This window comes from Azospirillum oleiclasticum, assembly GCF_013423485.1.
Lineage (GTDB): Bacteria > Pseudomonadota > Alphaproteobacteria > Azospirillales > Azospirillaceae > Azospirillum > Azospirillum oleiclasticum.
Window position 1 is genome coordinate 1 of the sequence record NZ_JABFFR010000037.1, and the last position, 17,086, is coordinate 17,086.

At 71.4% G+C, this 17,086-nt stretch carries 13 protein-coding genes; 6 read left to right on the forward strand and 7 right to left on the reverse strand.

The window, feature by feature from the left end:
• The 4 genes from HL658_RS29435 to HL658_RS29450 form a co-directional block, all read right to left on the reverse strand.
• A partial coding sequence (locus HL658_RS29435; RefSeq protein ID WP_180287691.1) for a hypothetical protein occupies positions 1-347 on the reverse strand: 347 nt, incomplete at its 3' end.
• 246 nt (positions 348-593) lie between these two features.
• Positions 594-1,703 carry a response regulator gene (locus tag HL658_RS29440; RefSeq protein ID WP_180285181.1) on the reverse strand — a complete coding sequence of 370 codons (1,110 nt, stop codon included), beginning with the start codon at positions 1,701-1,703 and terminating at the stop codon, positions 594-596.
• An 11-nt stretch (positions 1,704-1,714) separates the two neighbouring features.
• Positions 1,715-5,203, reverse strand: a complete 3,489-nt coding sequence (locus tag HL658_RS29445) for a response regulator (protein WP_180285180.1) — start codon at positions 5,201-5,203, stop codon at positions 1,715-1,717.
• A gap of 199 nt (positions 5,204-5,402) precedes the next feature.
• Positions 5,403-5,624 carry a hypothetical protein gene (locus tag HL658_RS29450; RefSeq protein ID WP_180285179.1) on the reverse strand — a complete coding sequence of 74 codons (222 nt, stop codon included), beginning with the start codon at positions 5,622-5,624 and terminating at the stop codon, positions 5,403-5,405.
• Positions 5,625-5,772: 148 nt separating this feature from the next.
• On the opposite strand from HL658_RS29450, the gene HL658_RS29455 reads away from it, so the two are divergent.
• Positions 5,773-6,240 (forward strand): hypothetical protein, encoded by a 468-nt coding sequence (locus HL658_RS29455; RefSeq protein ID WP_180285178.1) that lies wholly within the window; start codon positions 5,773-5,775, stop codon positions 6,238-6,240.
• 22 nt (positions 6,241-6,262) lie between these two features.
• On the opposite strand, the gene HL658_RS29460 is transcribed toward HL658_RS29455, so the two are convergent.
• A complete protein-coding gene (locus tag HL658_RS29460; protein ID WP_180285177.1) occupies positions 6,263-6,598 on the reverse strand; it encodes a DMT family protein in 336 nt (111 codons plus the stop codon).
• Positions 6,599-6,665: 67 nt separating this feature from the next.
• Positions 6,666-8,693 carry a PAS domain-containing hybrid sensor histidine kinase/response regulator gene (locus HL658_RS29465; RefSeq protein WP_180285176.1) on the reverse strand — a complete coding sequence of 676 codons (2,028 nt, stop codon included), beginning with the start codon at positions 8,691-8,693 and terminating at the stop codon, positions 6,666-6,668.
• A 124-nt stretch (positions 8,694-8,817) separates the two neighbouring features.
• On the opposite strand from HL658_RS29465, the gene HL658_RS29470 reads away from it, so the two are divergent.
• The 4 genes from HL658_RS29470 (at position 8,818) to HL658_RS29485 (ending at position 15,244) form a co-directional block, all read left to right on the forward strand.
• Complete coding sequence (locus HL658_RS29470) at positions 8,818-9,279, forward strand: cache domain-containing protein (protein WP_180285175.1); 462 nt, start codon at positions 8,818-8,820, stop codon at positions 9,277-9,279.
• A gap of 188 nt (positions 9,280-9,467) precedes the next feature.
• A complete protein-coding gene (locus HL658_RS29475) occupies positions 9,468-14,306 on the forward strand; it encodes an NAD-glutamate dehydrogenase (RefSeq protein WP_180285174.1) in 4,839 nt (1,612 codons plus the stop codon).
• Between the two features lie 65 nt (positions 14,307-14,371).
• Positions 14,372-14,689 (forward strand): hypothetical protein, encoded by a 318-nt coding sequence (locus tag HL658_RS29480; RefSeq protein WP_180285173.1) that lies wholly within the window; start codon positions 14,372-14,374, stop codon positions 14,687-14,689.
• Between the two features lie 297 nt (positions 14,690-14,986).
• The gene (locus HL658_RS29485) at positions 14,987-15,244 is read left to right on the forward strand and encodes a hypothetical protein (protein WP_180285172.1); all 258 of its coding nucleotides are present in this window, start codon (positions 14,987-14,989) and stop codon (positions 15,242-15,244) included.
• Between the two features lie 6 nt (positions 15,245-15,250).
• On the opposite strand, the gene HL658_RS29490 is transcribed toward HL658_RS29485, so the two are convergent.
• Entirely contained in the window at positions 15,251-15,586 is a 336-nt protein-coding gene (locus tag HL658_RS29490; protein ID WP_180285171.1) for an STAS domain-containing protein, read from the reverse strand.
• Positions 15,587-15,756: 170 nt separating this feature from the next.
• Here HL658_RS29490 and icmH point away from each other — a divergent pair, with 170 nt between their 5' ends.
• Entirely contained in the window at positions 15,757-17,043 is a 1,287-nt protein-coding gene (gene icmH, locus HL658_RS29495) for a type IVB secretion system protein IcmH/DotU (RefSeq protein WP_343055384.1), read from the forward strand.
• Positions 17,044-17,086 lie beyond the last annotated feature (43 nt).

The following is a 17,086-nucleotide window of genomic DNA, read 5'->3' on the forward strand; positions in this document are numbered from 1 at the left end:
GCCGCCGCGATCAGGCCCTTGCCGGCGAGCGCGTGGCCGGCACCTTTGCCGTCGGCGGTCAGCGTACCCAGCGTGGCGCTGGCCGCCGACGGCGCGGACTGCATCCGCAGTCCGGCGAACACACTGCCCTTCGGAGCGTCGATGACGGGGCCGGACAAGCGGAAGTCGTACGCCGCGGCCGCTGCTCCGTCTCTGCGGTACAGCAGGTCACGGGCCAGTTCCACAAGAAGGCCGGCGTGCCCACCGTCGACATCGGACAGCTTTTCCTCCGGTTCAGCATTCGGCAGGTGGCGCAGGGCGCCCTCGAAGACGCCTCGCGCCGGTGCCGGCAGGAGGTTCCCGCGCACGCTGTACCGGAAATTCGAATAGAGATGGCTGATGCCCTACACGTTCTGGTCGTCCTGGGCTGTTAAACACCACTCCTTAAGATCCATGCGCCGTCGATCCCATTCAGAAACGGATCGATCATATCCCAAGAAACTCCCGTTTCGATAGAGATCTCTATCGAAAATTATATGCGCGGCACAAAACCGCACTCGCCAGCACGCATCGAGCCAAATTTTTCAACTTTGAAATCTGTGTCCGCCTGACTCTCAATCCGCCAGCTCCGCCGCGATCTCGGCGAAGCGGTGGTGGATGGTGAGGAAGGTGTCGACCAGGGCCGGGTCGAAATGGGTGTCGCGGCCTTCGCGGATGATGCGGACGGCCTGCTCGTGCGACATCGCGTCCTTGTAGACGCGGCGGGAGATGAGGGCGTCGTAGACGTCGGCGATGGCCATGAGGCGGCCGGAGATGGGGATCGCCTCGCCGCGCAGGCCCTGGGGATAGCCGCTGCCGTCCCATTTCTCCTGATGGGTGTGCGCGATCTCGCGGGCCAGACGCAGGAAGGAGGAGTCGGCGTCGCCCAGCAGCCCCTCGGCCTTGCGGATGGCCTCGTAGCCCAGCGTGGTGTGGGTCTTCATCACCGCGAACTCGTCGGGGGTCAGCCGGCCGGGCTTCAGCAGGATGGCGTCGGGCACGCCGACCTTGCCGATGTCGTGCAGCGGCGCGGATTTGTGCAGCAGCTCGATGAAGGCGTCGGTGAGCAGGTCGCGGTGGGCCGGCCCATGCACGGGATCGTCGCGCAGGGCCTCGGCGAGGATCCGCACGAAGCGCTGGGTGCGGCGGATGTGGTTGCCGGTCTCCGCGTCGCGGGTCTCGGCCAGCGAGGCCATGGCGACGATGGTGGCGTCCTGGCTGGCCTGCAGGTCACGGGTGCGCCGCGCCACCTCCGCCTCCAGATGGGCGTTGCGGTCGCGGATGATGTCGGCGGCCTGCTTGAGGCTGAGGTGGTTGCGCACGCGGGCCAGAAGCAGCGGCGGCGACACCGGCTTGGTCACGTAATCGACGGCGCCCAGCGCCAGCCCCTCCTGCTCGTCCCGCTCCTCGGTGCGGGCGGTCAGGAAGATGACGGGGATGTCGCGGGTCTGCGGGTCGGCCTTCAGCCGGCGGCACACCTCGTAACCGTCCATATCCGGCATCATCACGTCGAGCAGGATCAGGTCCGGCGGCCCGTCCGAGCGGGCGATGCGGAGCGCGCGCTCGCCGTTCGGCGCCACCTTCACCCGGTAATCCTCGCGCAGCAGCGCCCCCATGACGGTCAGGTTCTCCGGCGTGTCGTCCACCACGAGGACGACGCTGCGTTCCTCCAACCCGCTGTTCATGCCCCCACTCTTCATGCCGGATCCATGGATGCGACGTGACGGTCGAGGACCTCGTCCACGACCGCCAGCGCGGTCTCGAAATCGAAACGGTCGATGGCGGCGGTCAGGGTCCGCCGCTCCTGCGCGCCCAGCAGGGCCGTCACCGACGGCTCCTCCGCCGCCAGCAGGGCCTGCGCCTCGGGATCGTCGTCGCGCAGCAGCGCCGCCAGACGGCGCAGCGACGCCAGCGCCGCGCCGCGGTCCACCGCGGCCGGGGCGGGAGCGTCGCCGCCATCGTGCCGGTGGATCGCCGCCACCGCGTCCGCCATGGCGGTGGCGAAGGCCTGCACGGCGTCCGGCTCCGGCGTGCGCCCCTCGCGCAGCGTGGCTTCCAGCACGGCGGCGGCGGCCTGGACGCGCACCGCCCCGATCTGGGCGGCGGTGCCGCGCAGCGTGTGGGCGATGAACTCCGCCCGCGCCGGATCGCCCGCGGCCAGCGCCTCGCGCAGGCGGTCGGGGCCGGCCGCCTGATCGGCGGCGAAGCGGCGCAGCAGACGCTCGTAGAGGGTGGCGCGACCCAGCGTCCGGCCGAGCGCCGCCTCCACGTCGAACACGCCGGCCAGCGCGGCGAAATGGTCCTCCGCCTTGGCCGGGGGAGCGTCCGGGGCGACGTCGCCCGGCCGCCCGGTGTCCACCCGCCGTGTCGCCACCGCGGGGCCGGAGGCACGCCAGCGGGCCAGCGTGGCGTACAGTTCGGCCGGGTCGATGGGCTTGGGGATGTGGTCGTCCATCCCCGCCTCCAGGCAGCGGCGGCGATCGTCCTCCATGGCGTTGGCGGTCATGGCGATGATCGGCAGGCCGGGCCAGGATCCCTCGGCGCGGATGGCGATGGTGGCGGCGATGCCGTCCATCACCGGCATCTGCATGTCCATCAGCACGGCGTCGAACGCCTCCCGCCGCAGCCGTTCGATGGCGGCGGCGCCGTGGTCGGCCACCGCGACCGACAGGCCGGCACCCTCCATCAGCTCGCGCGCCACCTCCTGGTTGACGGCGTTGTCCTCCACCAGCAGCACGCGCATGCCGGCCAGCGCCGCCGGGACCTCGTCATCGGACAGGGCGGTCCGCCCCGCCGGACGCGCCCGGCCGCCCAGGACGCGCAGCATGGAATCGAACAGCATGCTGGGGCTGATCGGCTTGACCAGCACCTCGTCCAGACCGGCCACCGCGGCGCGGCCCACCACATCCTCCCGCCCGTAGGCGGTGACCAGAACGACGCGCGGCGCCCGGCCGGCGGGGGAGAGGTCGCGCACGCGCTCCCAGGTGGCGATGCCATCCATGCCCGGCATGAACCAGTCGAGCACCAGCACCGTGAAGGGATCGCCACCGGACGCCGCCGCGCGCACCCGCTCCACCGCCTCCGCACCGGAGTCCGCCTCGTCCACCCGGAAGGTCATGGAGCGGAGCTGGGTGGCGACGGCGGCCCGGGCGTTGGCGTTGTCGTCCACCACGAGCACGCGGCGGCCGCGCAGGTCCGCCTCCGGGATCAGCATGCCCGGCCCGCCGGCCCCGCGGCCGAGACGGGCGGTGAACCAGAAGGTGCTGCCGGCTCCGGGCACACTTTCGACGCCGACGTCGCCGCCCATCAGCTCCGCCAACCGCCGGCAGATGGCAAGCCCCAGCCCGGTGCCGCCGTACCGGCGGGTGGTGGAGCCGTCCGCCTGCTGGAAGGGGCGGAACAGCCGGGCCTGTTCCGCCGCCGTCATGCCGACGCCGGTGTCGCGCACGGAAAAGCGCAGCAGCGTGTGGCTGGCCGTCTCCTCCGCCACGCGGACGGAGACCGCGACCTCGCCGCGCTCGGTGAACTTGACGGCGTTGCCGACGTAGTTGATCAGCACCTGCCCCACCCGCAACGGATCGCCGACCAGCCGCGGCGGCACGTCCAGCGCCACGTCGAACACCAGCTCCAGCCCCTTGGCCGCGGCGCGCTCGGCCACCACGTCGGCGACGTTGCGCAGCACCTCCTCCAGGTCGAACTCCAGCGCCTCGATCCTGAGCTGGCCGGCCTCGATCTTGGAGAAGTCGAGGATGTCGTTGATGACCGCCAGCAGATGCTGACCCGCCTGCCGGATCTTGGCGGCCTGGTCGCGCTGCTGGCGGGTCAGGTCGGTGCGCAGCAGCAGGTGGGTCATGCCGATCACCGCGTTCAGCGGCGTGCGGATCTCGTGGCTGACGTTGGCGAGGAACAGGCTTTTGGCCTGGTTGGCGGCGTCGGCCTCGCGGTAGGCGGCGAGCAGCTCGCCCTCCACCCGCTTGCGCTCGGTGGCGTCGCGCAGGACGCCGGTGAACAGCACCTCGTCACCGAAGCGCGCCTCGCTGACCGACAGGTCGAGCGGGAAAAGGTCGCCCGACTTGCGACGGCCCATCACCTCGCGCCCACTGCCGATGATGCGCGGCTCGTGGGTGCGGTGGTAGCGGTCGAGATAGCCGTTGTGGCGCGAGCGGTCGGGCTCCGGCATCAGCATGGCGACGTCCTGGTCCAGCGTCTCCGCCTCGCTGTAGCCGAAGATGCGCTCGGCACTGGGGCTCCAGCGCTGGATGCGGCCGGTTCCGTCGATGGTGATGATGGCGTCGACCACGTTGTCGAGGATGGCGTTCAGCCGCGCCTGCCCGGTGCGCGCCTCGCGTTCCGCCGCCTCGCGCAGCGCCACCGCCTCGCGCAGGCTCTGCGCCGTCTCGAACTGGCGGCCGGCGAAGCTGCCGGCCAGCGTGGCGACGGCGACGATGCTGGCGAACAACCCGATCAGCACCGCCAGCACGGTGGGATCGACGGCCGCCGCCGGTGCGCCCGCGGGAACGGGGAAGAACACCGCCGCGCGCATGGCGGTGTAGTGCATGCCGGCCACCGCCGCCCCCATGACCACCGCCGCCATCGGCACCGACAGCAGCGGGTGCGGGCCGACGCGGCGGCGCAGCGCCAGCATGCCCAGCGACAGGAAGGCCAGGAACACCGCCACCACCACCGACAGCAGCACCAGAAGCGGGTCGTAGCGCAGCAGCGCGTCCAGCGTCATCGCCGCCATGCCGGTGTAGTGCATGGCCCCGATGCCGCCGCCCATCAGCACCGACCCGGTGAGCAGCCGCGCCATGCCGATGTCGCCGCGCCGGCCGATGACCAGCAGCGCCACCCCGCTCGCCAGCAGGCTCGGCAGCACCGACAGCAGCGTCGTCCCGATGTCGTAGCCGATGCCGCAGGGCAGCGAGAAGGCCAGCATGCCGATGAAGTGCATGGACCAGATGCCGCCGCCCATGCTGACCGCCCCGGCCGCCACCCATGCGAGCCGGCCGATCCGCGTGCCGGACGCCGCCACCCGCTCCGCCGTCAGCAGCGCCACCAGCGCCGCCAGCATGGCGATCAGCACGGACAGGACGACGAGCCCGGGGCTGTAGGCGCCCGGCAGCGGCGCCAGCGCCTCCGCTTCGGCGAAGCTCGGCCGGAAGTAACGGTCCAACCAGAACGTCATATGACAACTCTTGCGCCCGGATCCAAATGCTCCTGGCCCAAGTTTGGACCAAACCGCGCGTACGTTCCAAACATTACGGAGGCGCCGTGCTTCCGGATCGCAATTTTGTCGAAAAAATACTCCTCCACGCCACAGGCGTTACATCGCGAAACGGGCACACGGTGCTGTTGCACGGCGTGCCGGGGCGTGGAAGGCGCGGTCAGTTGGTGCCGACCGTCTTGTCCTTCTTGCGGGTGAGCTGGAGCTGGCCGTCGGCACCCTTCACGTAGGTTGTCTTGCCCACGGCAAGGTTGTCGAGGATGGTGACCAGCGCGCGGGGAATCGCCGCGAACTCCTTCGAGCCGCGCGACACCGTGTTGTAGTTGGCCACATGCGCGCGCAGCGCGTCCTTGCCAACCGGTTTGCCGTCGTTGCCGATCATCGTGCCGCCGCCGTCCGTTCGAGGAAATGCAGTGTTCTGCCGCGCCGTCCGCGGCCATGCAAGGGCCGCATGCGGCCCATCGCCGGACAAGCATGTTGCGGACGCGCGCGCTCCACCGCATTCTGCATACGGTAATAGGAAGGGCGCGATGACGGACGACGAGATCCAAGCGCTGATCCGCCGTATCAGGGCCGAGCGGCCGAACCGCGACCTGACCGCGGCGGTCGCTCTTGCCCTGGGCTGGACCACGGGGCCGAGCCGGGCGGGATGGAAGCTGGTGGCGCCCCACGCCACCGTCGGGGGCATGGTCATGGCACCGCCCGAAGCCACCATGCCGGCGGTGGTGTGGTTCGACCCCGAGGGGCAGGAGCGCGGCGGCATCGTCGGCAGCCGCGACGAGACGCTGCCGCCCTGGCTGACCAGCCTGGACGCCGCACTCGGCGCCGTCCCGTGCGACCGCAGGGCCCGGCTGCTCTACCACGCCATCATGAACCACGCCGCCTGGCTGATCCAGGCCGAGCGGGAAGACCCCGCACTCGACCGCCTGCCGGCCTTCATCGTCGCCGAGCTGCTGGACGACCGTGGCGAGCCGGAACCGCAGCCCGTCGTCCCCTGACCCCGAATCGCGCCGATGCCGCCTACAGCCGGTCGGCGAACATGAAGGCCACGGCGCCGACCAGGCACAGGAAGGCGGCGCCGTGGTTCCATTTCAGGGTCTCGCCGAGGAAGAACACGGCGAAGCCGGCGAAGACCAGCAGGGTGACCACCTCCTGTATGACCTTGAGCTGGCCGGCGCTGAAGCCCTGCTCGTAGCCGATGCGGTTGGCGGGCACGGCGAAGCAGTATTCCACGAAGGCGATGGCCCAGCTCGCCAGCACCACCTGCCACAGCGGCCGGTCGGTGAATTTCAGGTGGCCGTACCACGCCACCGTCATGAACAGGTTGGAGACGCTCAGGAGAAGGATCGTCGTCATCGCGCCGCTCGCGGTTCCGGAAGACCGCCTGTGTCGCACAGGCCGGGCCGCCGGGAAAGCAGGCCGGTCAGGCGTTCCCCATGGTGCGGGTCAGCGCGTTGAGCAGCACCGGCGGCGACACCGGCTTGTGCAGCACGTCGATGCCGCTGTCCCGCGCCTCGCGCAGGCGGTCGGGTGCCGTCTCCCCGGTCAGGATCAGGCTGGGGATGGGGCGGCGGAAATGCTCGGTCACCCTGCGGATGGCCTCGGTTCCGGTGTGCCCCTCGCGCAGCCGGTAGTCGGCGAGGATCAGGCCGGGCGGACCGCCGCGCGCGTTCAGCGCGGCCATCGCCTCCTCCACCGAGGTGGCGGCGATCACGTCGTAGCCCCAGCCGCGCAGCACCAGCGCCAATCCGGCCAGCACCACCGGCTCGTCGTCGATCAGCAGGATGGCTCCGCGCGGCCCGAGCACACGCTCGCCGGCCGGCTCCAAGGTGGGCGGGCGGATGGCGGCCGGCGACTCGCCGTCGGTCGGCACCTCCACCCAGAAGACGCTGCCGCGGCCGGGGGCCGAGCGCAGCCCCACCGGGTGGCCCAGCAGCCCGGCGATGCGCCGCACGATCCCCAGCCCGAGCCCCAGACCCTTGGCGCGGTCGCGCTCGGGGTTGCCCAGCTGCACGAAGTCGTCGAAGATCTCGGCGCGGCCGTCGGCGGGCATGCCGACACCGGTGTCCCTCACCTCGATGCGCGCGCCGGACCCGGCGCGGCGGCAGCCGACCAGCACCCGGCCGGACGGGCTGAAGCGGATGGCGTTCTCCACGAGCTGGCGCAGCAGGCGGGCGAGCAGCGCCGGGTCCGACACCAGGGTCAGCGACGACAACACCACCCGCAGCTCGACACCCGAGAGGGCCGCGGCGTCGGCGTAATCGGCCGGCAGCGGCGCCAGCAGGGCGTCCGCCGGGAAGGCCACGGGGCTGGCCGTCTCCACCCCGGCGTCGAGGCGCGCCACCTCCAGCAGCGAATCGAGCAGGGACTTCAGGGCGCCGATGGCGCCCTCCATGTCGGTGACCATCGCCCGCTCCGACCCTTCCGGCAGGCGCGCGGACAGGGCCGCGGCGTAGAACATCAGCGACTGCACCGGCTGGCGCAGGTCGTGTCCGGCGGCGGCCAGGAACTTGGCCTTCGACAGGGCGGCGCGCTCCGCCTCCTCCTTGGCGGTGCGCAGCGCGCTCTCGGCGCGCTTGCGGTCGGTGATGTCGCGCAGGACGCCGGCGAACAGCCGCTGGCCGGCCAGATTGCCCTCCCCCACCGCCAGCTCCACCGGGAACACCCGGCCGTCCTTGTGGCGGCCCTGCACCTCGCGACCGATGCCGATGATGCGCGCCTCGCCCGTACGCAAGTAGCGGGCGACATACTCGTCGTGCTCCTGCCGGTAGGGTGGCGGCATCAGCATCGACACGTTGCGGCCCAGCACCTCCGCCGCCGCGTAACCGAAGATCCGCTCGGCCGCGCGGTTGAAGCCGCCGATGCGGCCCTTGTCGTCGATGGTGACGATGGCGTCCGCGGCGGCGTCGAGGATGGCGCGGTTGCGCGCCTCGCTGTGGCGCAGCCGCTCCTCGATCTCCTTGCGGGCGCCGACGTCGCGGACGAAGCCGGCGAACAGCCGCTCGCCGCCCCCACCGTGGCTGTCGCCGACCGCCAGCTCCATGGCGAAGGTCGTGCCGTCGCGGCGCAGACCGCGCACGTCGCGGCCCTTGCCGATGATGCGCGCGTCGCCGGTCTGCAGGTAACGCTGGAGGTAACCGTCATGGGCGGAGCGGTCGGGGTCCGGCATCAGCATGGAGACGTTGCGCCCGACCACCTCCTCGGCCCGCCAGCCGAACATGCGTTCGGCGGAGCGGCTGAAGGCCTGCACGGTGCCGCGGCCGTCGATGATGACCAGCCCATCGACCGCGCTGTCCAGGATGGCGCGGGTCAGGTCGCCGCCGGCTCCGGGGGCGGAGGACGGGTTGGCGCCCGGCATCGGGGCGTGGACGCGGCCGCGCAGCCACCAGCCGACCGCACCGGCGGCGACGGCCGTGAGAAGCACGGTCAGGATCATGCCCGCGGCGTCCATCGGCCCCACCCCATCCCCCGCTGCAAAGCCCCTTGTCGTTCTATGGTCGAATGGCCGTACCGGCGGCCGTCGCTATGATGTCCCGCACCCTCGCCACGCCCAACGAACGAAGAGGATGCACCCCATGACGCGCGCCCTGCACATCCTGCCGGCCCTCGCCCTGCTGGCCACCGCCCTGCCGGCAACCGCCGCCGACCGCTCCACCCCCGAGCAGGCCAAGGCCCTGGTCGAGGAAGCCGTGGCCCTCCTGAAGGCGAAGGGGCCGGATGCCGCCGCCGCCGCCTTCAACGACCGCAAGGGGTCCTTCGTCCGCCAGGACCTCTACGTCTTCGTGTTCGACGCCGCCACCGGCCGCTATGTGGCGTCGGGCGCGAACCCGACGCTGACCGGCACCGACGCCACCGACCTTGCCGACGCCGAAGGCAAGCCGGTGGTGCAGAGCATGATCGCCGCGACCAAGGACAGGCCGTCTGCCTTCGTCGAGTATGTCTGGCTGAACCGCAGCATCAACAAGGTCGAACATAAACATTCCTTCGTGGTGCGCGAAGGAAACTACCTCGTCGGAAGCGGGTACTACACGGATTGACGGACGGGCAACGGCGTCCGCCCGGCCGGAACTGATGATGCAATGAAACCCTAACAGAACGGAGGTTGAATAGTTGGCCTGATAATCGTATCTCGGCAACGGGCAAATTCGGGGGCCGGTTCCGCATGGACGCCGGGCCGGCGAACGCCCATCCTTAAGCGGAACGGGTACGGGGGGAAGGACACGCCATGGCGCCGAAGGCCGAACTGCTCAAGGACGAGCTGACCGAAGAGGTGATCCGACAGGTGCGGGAGCGGCTGGACCAGCCCCGCTCCGCCCCGGCCGAGCGCTTCGTGCGGCAGTTCTACGCCAATGTGCCCCCCGACGACATCGTGCAGGTGTCGGCCGACCAGCTCTACGGCGCGGCACTCGCGATGTGGCAGCTCGGCCAGCAGCGGCTGCCGGGCCGGCCACGCGTGCGCGTCCACAACCCCCGCATCGACAGCGACGGCTGGCAGTCGCACCGGACGGTGGTGGAGATCGTCAATGACGACATGCCGTTCCTGGTCGATTCGGTCACCGCCGAGCTGAACCGGCAGGGGATGACCGTGCATCTGGTCATCCACCCCGTCGTGCGGGTGGCGCGCGGGGCCGACGGCCGGCTGACCGACCTCTACGAGCCGGCCGCCGCCCCGGTGGAGGCGACGGCGGAATCCTTCATGCATGTCGAGGTCGGCGCCGTCACCGACCCCGCGGCCCTGGAGTCCGCCCGCGCCGGGCTGGAGCGGGTGCTGGCCGACGTCCGCCACGCGGTGGAGGACTGGCGCGGCATGCGCGAACGCGTCCGCTCCGCCATCGCGGAGGCCGACACCGCGCTTGCCAGCCTGCCGCCCGAGGAGGTGGAGGAGGCCAAGGCGTTCCTGGCCTGGGTCGATGACGATCATTTCACCTATCTCGGCTACCGCGAATACCGGTTCGAGGAGACCGGCGGCGAGCCGGGGCTGACGCTGGTGGAGAACAGCGGGCTCGGCATCCTGCGCGACGACGCGGTGACCGTGTTCGACGGGCTGCGCAATTTCGCCAGCCTGCCGCCCGACGTGCGCGACCACCTGCGCCAGCCGCGCGTGCTGATGGTGACCAAGGGCAACCGCCCGTCCACCGTGCACCGGCCGGTGGCGCTGGACACGCTGCTGGTCAAGCGCTTCGACGCCGAGGGGCGGATCGTCGGCGAGCGGCTGGTGGCCGGGCTGTTCACGTCCGCCGCCTACAACCGCAACACCCGCGAGATCCCGTTCCTGCGCCGCAAGGTCGCCGACGTGCTGGCGCGCGCCGGCTTCGATCCGCGCAGCCACGACGGCAAGGCGCTGACCAACATCGTCGAGACCTACCCCCGCGACGAGCTGTTCCAGATCGCCGTGCCGGAGCTGTACGACATCGCCATCGGCATCCTGCATCTGCAGGAGCGCCAGCGCCTGGCGCTGTTCGTGCGCAAGGACCCGTTCGAGCGCTTCCGCTCCTGCCTCGTCTATGTGCCGCGCGACCGCTACGACACCGACCTGCGCCGCCGCATCCAGGCGATCCTGGAGTCCGCCTACAACGGCACCTGCACCGCCTTCTACACCCAGATCGGCGAGAGCGTGCTGGCCCGGCTGCACGTCATCGTGCGCACCGAGCCCGGCCGGGTGCCGGAGGTGGACACCGCCGACCTGGAGGCCCGGCTGCTGCAGGCGGCCCGCGACTGGACCGACCTGCTGAAGGAGGCGCTGACCGGCGCCCACGGCGAGGAGCAGGGAACGCGGCTGTTCGCCCGCTATGGTGCCGCCTTCCCCACCGGCTACCGCGAGATGTATTCGGCCGAGACCGCGGTGTTCGACATCGACCGCATCGAACGGTCGCTGGCCGGCGGCCAGCTCGGCATCAACCTGCACCGGCCGCTTGAGGCGGCCGAGGACGAGCTGCATTTCAAGATCTACCACGCCGGCAGCCCGGTCCCGCTGTCCGACGTGCTGCCGATGCTGGAGCACATGGACCTGAAGGTCATCACCGAGGTGCCTTTCGAGGTGCGCATCGCCGGTACCACGGAGCCGGTGTGGATCCACGACTTCTCCACACGGTCGCAGGCGGCCGCCGGCGACTGCGCGCTGGTGAAGGAGAAGTTCCAGGACGCCTTCGCCGCCGTCTGGGACGGGCGGATGGAGGATGACGGCTTCAACCGGCTGGTGCTGCGCGCCGGGCTGACGGCGCGCGAGGTGACGCTGGTGCGCGCCTACGCCAAGTATCTGCGGCAGGCCCGCTTCGCCTACGCCCAGGACACGGTCGAGGCGACGCTGGCGGCGCATGCCGCGATCACCCGGCTGGTCGTGCGTCTGTTCCACGCCCGCTTCGACCCGGCGCACGGCACGGATGCCGCGTCTGACGAGGAACGGCTGCTGGCGGAGATCGGCGAGCGGCTGGACGGCGTGTCCAACCTGGACGAGGACCGCATCCTGCGGCGCTTCGTCAACCTCGTCACCGCCACGCTGCGCACCAACGCCTACCAGCCGGCGGCGGACGGGCAGCCCAAGCCCTATGTCTCCTTCAAGCTGGACAGCCAGGCGGTCGAGGAGCTTCCCCTGCCCCGCCCGTGGGTGGAGGTCTTCGTCTATTCGCCGCGGATGGAGGGTGTGCACCTGCGCGGCGGCCGGGTGGCGCGCGGCGGCATCCGCTGGTCCGACCGGCGGGAGGATTTCCGCACCGAGATCCTGGGCCTGATGAAGGCGCAGATGGTCAAGAACTCGGTCATCGTGCCGGTGGGCTCCAAGGGCGGCTTCGTGCTCAAGCGCCCGCCCCCCGCCGCGGCCGGACGCGAGGCGTTCCTGGCCGAAGGCATCGAGTGCTACAAGACGCTGATGCGCGGCCTGCTCGACATCACCGACAATCTGGCGGCCGACGGCTCCGTGCTGCCGCCGCGGGACGTGATGCGGCGGGACGGCGACGATCCCTATCTGGTGGTGGCGGCGGACAAGGGCACGGCGACCTTCTCCGACATCGCCAACGGGGTGTCCATCGACTACGGCTTCTGGCTGGGCGACGCCTTCGCCTCGGGCGGCTCCGCCGGCTACGACCATAAGAGGATGGGCATCACCGCCCGTGGTGCCTGGGAGAGCGTGAAGCGCCATTTCCGGGAGATCGGCAAGGACATCCAGGCGGAGGACTTCACCGTCGTCGGCGTCGGCGACATGTCGGGCGACGTGTTCGGCAACGGCATGCTGCTGTCGAAGCACATCCGCATGGTCGGCGCCTTCGACCACCGGCACATCGTCTGCGATCCCGACCCCGACCCCGCGGTGTCGTGGGCGGAGCGCAAGCGGCTGTTCGACCTGCCCCGCTCCTCCTGGGACGATTACGACAAGGCCCTGCTGTCGGCGGGCGGCGCGGTCTTCCCGCGCAGCGCCAAGTCGCTGGCGCTGACCCCGCAGATCAAGGCGCGCTTCGGCATCGCCGCCGACCATGTGACCCCGCAGGAGCTGATGCAGGCCATGCTGCGGGCCGACGTCGAGCTGCTGTGGTTCGGCGGCATCGGCACCTACGTCAAGGCGTCGGAGGAGAGCCAGGCCGACGCCGGCGACAAGGCCAACGACGCGCTGCGCATCGACGGCGGCCAGATCCGCGCCCGCGTGGTCGGCGAAGGGGCCAACCTCGGTGTCACCCAGCGCGGCCGGATCGAGGCGGCCCGCCGCGGCATCCGCCTGAACACCGACGCCATCGACAATTCCGCCGGCGTCGACACCTCCGACCACGAGGTGAACATCAAGATCCTGCTGAACGACGTGGTGGCGCGCGGCGACATGACCGGCAAGCAGCGCGATGTCCTGCTGGCCGGGATGACGGAGGAGGTCGGCCAGCTCGTGCTCGCCGACAACTACCTGCAGACCCAGGCGTTGAGCGTCGCGCAGACGCAAGGGCCCGACGGGCTGGACATCCAGGCCCGCTTCATGCGCTCGCTGGAGAGGGCCGGCCGCCTCAACCGCCGCATCGAATTCCTGCCCGACGAGGAGGAGATCGCCTCCCGCCTGTCCGACCGCGAGGGGCTGACCCGGCCGGAGCTGGCGGTGCTGCTGGCCTACGCCAAGATCACGCTGTACGACGACCTGCTGGCCAGCGACCTGCCCGACGATCCGTTCATGGTGGACGACCTCGTCCGCTACTTCCCCAAGGCCCTGCGCAAGGGCTTCGCCGAGGCGATCCAGCGTCACAAGCTGCGCCGGGAGATCATCGCCACCTCCGTCACCAACTCCATCGTCAACCGCACCGGCCCCACCTTCGTGAAGGAGATGATGGACAAGACCGGCATGGGGCCGGCGGACGTGGCGCGCGCCTACGCCATCGTGCGCGACGGCTTCGGCCTGCGCTCGCTGTGGACCACCATCGAGGATCTGGACAACCGCGTGCCGGCGGCCACCCAGACCGCGATGATCGTGGAGACGGTGCGGCTGATGGAGCGGACGGTGGTGTGGTTCCTCGCCAACCTGCCGCAGCCGATGGACGTGGCGGCGGTCACCGGCGCCTTCCGGCCGGGGATCGAGGAGCTGGCGGCCGGGCTGGACGGCTTCCTCGACGCCGAGGAGGCGAACCGGCTCGCCACACGCTGCCGCACCCAGGCCGAGCTGGGCGTGCCGGAGGAGGCCGCGCGCCGCATCGCGGCCCTGCCGGTGCTGGCCGCGGCCCCCGATCTGGTCAGCATCGCCACCCGCACCGGCCGCAGCGTGGCGCAGGTGGCGGCGGTCTATTTCCTGCTGGGCCGCCGCTTCGGGCTGGAATGGCTGCGCGACAAGGCGGCCCTGGTGAAGACCGACAACCACTGGCAGAAGCAGGCGGTGGGCGCCATCATCGACGACCTGTTCGCCCACCAGACCCAGCTCACCGTCCGCGTGCTGGAGGGTGCCGGCGGCTCCGGCCCGACCCCGGTGGAGGACTGGAGCGCGGAACGCCGCCCGGTGGTGGAGCGCGTCGAACAGCTCCTGTCCGAACTGCGCACCCAGCCGGCCATCGAACTGTCCATGCTGGCGGTCGCGAACCGCCAGCTCCGCGGCCTGACGGGGGGGTGAGGAGCCGGCTGGCCATCGGCGCACGGAGCGCCCATCCTGTCCGCCGGACGGACAGGATGACGGCCATGGGCACGATCGAACGGGACGATCCGGTCGCGGATCCCCTCCTGGCACCGCTGAGCTCGGCGGAATTGCGGGCGCTCCGCCGCCGGATGACCATGGAAGCCGGCGAGGCGCTGGGGCTTTTCACCGGCGATGGCGTGGAGATCGCCAGCCGCCTGCCCGCGCGGCTGGTGGAGGCGGCGAAGCAGCGGTCGGGCATCGACGACCTGACCGAACTGCTCGAATACGCGCTGGCGTGCATCGCCACCGAGGACGATTTCGGCGAACGGCTTCTCGCCCGCGAGGGCAGCGTCAGTCGGGATCTGGACCTTGACTTTTGACCTTGCGTCGGCGCTGCGGCGTGTAAAGCCACAGGCGAACCGGCCTGCACCCGTCCGTCGACCGGATGAGGAGCTTCCCTTTGCCGGCCCCCTCGATATGCAGGGGCCGCCGCTGCTTCTCGACAGTTGCGTCTACATCGATTCACTGCTGGGCCGGCGCCCCCGGTCATCCGCAATCTGTTAAGACTGCGCCTCTGCAACCATTCGACCATCGCACTGGCCGAACTCACGCACCTCTTTGGCCGGCTCGATCCGCGCCATCCCGAGACGCGACGGACCCTGGCGGCGGTCGCGGGCGTGGTCGCCGATATCCCGCCGCACCGGCTGCAGGCCCCCGACGAAGCCGCCTGGGGCACCGGGGGCATGCTGGCCGGCCAGCTGTTCCGGCTCGGCGGCTTTCAGCCGGGCCAGGAAACCAAATGCCTGAACGACGCGATGCTGTACGTGCAGGCGTGGCGCACCGGCGCGGTGCTGGTCACCCGGAACCTCAGGAAATTCGACCTTCTCGACCAAGTCGCCGGCGGCGCCCGCTTGCTGTTCTACCGGGCGACCTGATCCGTCTCAGCCCAGCGCCTTCACCGCGTCGTCGGGGTTGGCGTGGATCTCGAACAGGGTGGAGAAGCCGCTCATGTCGAAGACCTCGCGGATGGTCGGGGCCATCGCGGCGAGCACGATGCGGCTGCCCGCGGGCTTGGCCTTCTTGGCGGCGACCAGCAGGGCGCGCAGGCCGGCCGAACTCATGTAGGTGAGCTGGGTCATGTCCACCACCACCGAGGCGGGCCCCGGTGTCACCGCCTGGACCAGCCGCTGCTCGAAGGCGCCGCAGCTCCCGCTGTCCACGCGGCCCGCCGGCTTGAGGAGGAGGATGCCGTTCCTGGTCTCTTCGCTGATGTCCATCTGTCCACGTCCCTTCCTGGCGCACCACTAGCTTTAGCGATCCGCGCCCGCCGTGACGACAGGTTTTTTCTCGCATGTCACGGGCGCCGGATGCATCGGGCTACCCCCGATGGATGACCGGCCGCGGCGGGGCTGCTATACCTGGGGCGGCACCGCGGGGCGGACAGGGGGTGGCGGCGACGGGCATGGTGGCGGAAGCGACGGTCGATGAGGCGGAACCCGTCCGGGTCGCCGCGCCGCGCCGGTTGCAACCGGCCGGCGGGCCGCCGGCACCGCGCCCGAATCCGGCGACGGCGCCGGCCGCGACCACCGGCTTCGCCCGGGTGTGCACGGCGCGCAACCCGCTGCTGGCCGCGGCATCCCCCCTGCTCGCCCGCATCGCCGAGCTCCAGGCCCGCAGCGACCTGCCCCCGCCCGAGCTGCTGGAGGGGGAGCTCCGGGTCGCCCTGGCGCGCTTCGTGGAGACCGCAGCCGCGGCCGGCTGCCCGGCCCCGGCTCTGCGCGCCGGCCGGTTCGCGCTGGCCGCCACCATCGACGACGCGCTGGGTGCGGCCCTGCACCGCCGGCTGTCGCCGCCGGGCGACGGCGGCGGTCCCGACCGTTTCTTCGACCGGCTGGGGGCGCTGCTGACCGACCCGCGGCACCACCGCCACGCGCTGGAGCTGTTCCACGCCTGCCTGTCGCTGGGCTTCATGGGGCGTTACCGCGACCGGCCCGGTGGTGGGGCGGAGCTGGACCGGCTGCGCGGCGAGCTGTTCCGGGTCCTGCGCCGGCTCGACCCGCCATCGGGCCGCGCCCTGTCGCCGGCTCCGGCGCCTCCCGACCGCCGGACGGGGCGGCGGCCGCTGCCCGTACGCGCCATCGCCGCGACCGTGCTGGGGGCGGCGCTGCTTGGCTACGGTGCGCTGGCGGCGACGCTGTCCGGCCGCGCCGGGACCGTCGCCGAGCGGCTCGACGCGCTGGCCCCGGAGGCGCCGGTGGAGCTGGCCCGCACGCCCCCGCCGCCCGCCACCGCCGGACCGGCGCTGGTCGCCCGGCTGGCCGAGGCGCTGCGCCCGGAGATCCGCGCCCGCTCGGCGGAGGTGCTGGCCGGCAGCGACGGCGCGCTGGTGATCCGGGTGCCGGCCGCCGGCATGTTCCCGGTGGACGGCGACGCCGTCGGCGCCCGCTACCGCGCCGTGCTCGACCGCGTCGGGCAGGCGCTGGCGGTGGAGGCCGGCATGATCGTGGTCGTCGCCCATATGGACGACCTGTTCGCCCCCACCGCCCGCTTCCCCACGCCCGACGCGCTGACCGCGGCGCGCGCCGCCTCGGTGGTCCGGATTCTGGAATCGCACCTGCCCGCCGCCCGCCTGTCCGCCGTCGGGCTGGGCCGGCGGGAGCCGCTGGCGCCCGGCCGCGACGCCGCCAGCCGGGGGCGCAACCGGCGGATCGACATCCGCCTCTATCCCTTTTGAACCGTCCCTTCCGACACGCCCCTCCCGATCCGCAAGGCAACGC

Excerpts from the sequence above, each read along its gene's own strand:
- HL658_RS29440 (WP_180285181.1), bottom strand. The coding sequence starts at position 1,703 with ATGAACAGCGGGTTGGAGGAACGCAGCGTCGTCCTCGTGGTGGACGAC.
- HL658_RS29445 (WP_180285180.1), bottom strand. The coding sequence starts at position 5,203 with ATGACGTTCTGGTTGGACCGTTACTTCCGGCCGAGCTTCGCCGAAGCG.
- HL658_RS29450 (WP_180285179.1), bottom strand. The coding sequence starts at position 5,624 with ATGATCGGCAACGACGGCAAACCGGTTGGCAAGGACGCGCTGCGCGCG.
- HL658_RS29455 (WP_180285178.1), top strand. The coding sequence starts at position 5,773 with ATGACGGACGACGAGATCCAAGCGCTGATCCGCCGTATCAGGGCCGAG.
- HL658_RS29460 (WP_180285177.1), bottom strand. The coding sequence starts at position 6,598 with ATGACGACGATCCTTCTCCTGAGCGTCTCCAACCTGTTCATGACGGTG.
- HL658_RS29465 (WP_180285176.1), bottom strand. The coding sequence starts at position 8,693 with ATGGACGCCGCGGGCATGATCCTGACCGTGCTTCTCACGGCCGTCGCC.
- HL658_RS29470 (WP_180285175.1), top strand. The coding sequence starts at position 8,818 with ATGACGCGCGCCCTGCACATCCTGCCGGCCCTCGCCCTGCTGGCCACC.
- HL658_RS29475 (WP_180285174.1), top strand. The coding sequence starts at position 9,468 with ATGGCGCCGAAGGCCGAACTGCTCAAGGACGAGCTGACCGAAGAGGTG.
- HL658_RS29480 (WP_180285173.1), top strand. The coding sequence starts at position 14,372 with ATGGGCACGATCGAACGGGACGATCCGGTCGCGGATCCCCTCCTGGCA.
- HL658_RS29490 (WP_180285171.1), bottom strand. The coding sequence starts at position 15,586 with ATGGACATCAGCGAAGAGACCAGGAACGGCATCCTCCTCCTCAAGCCG.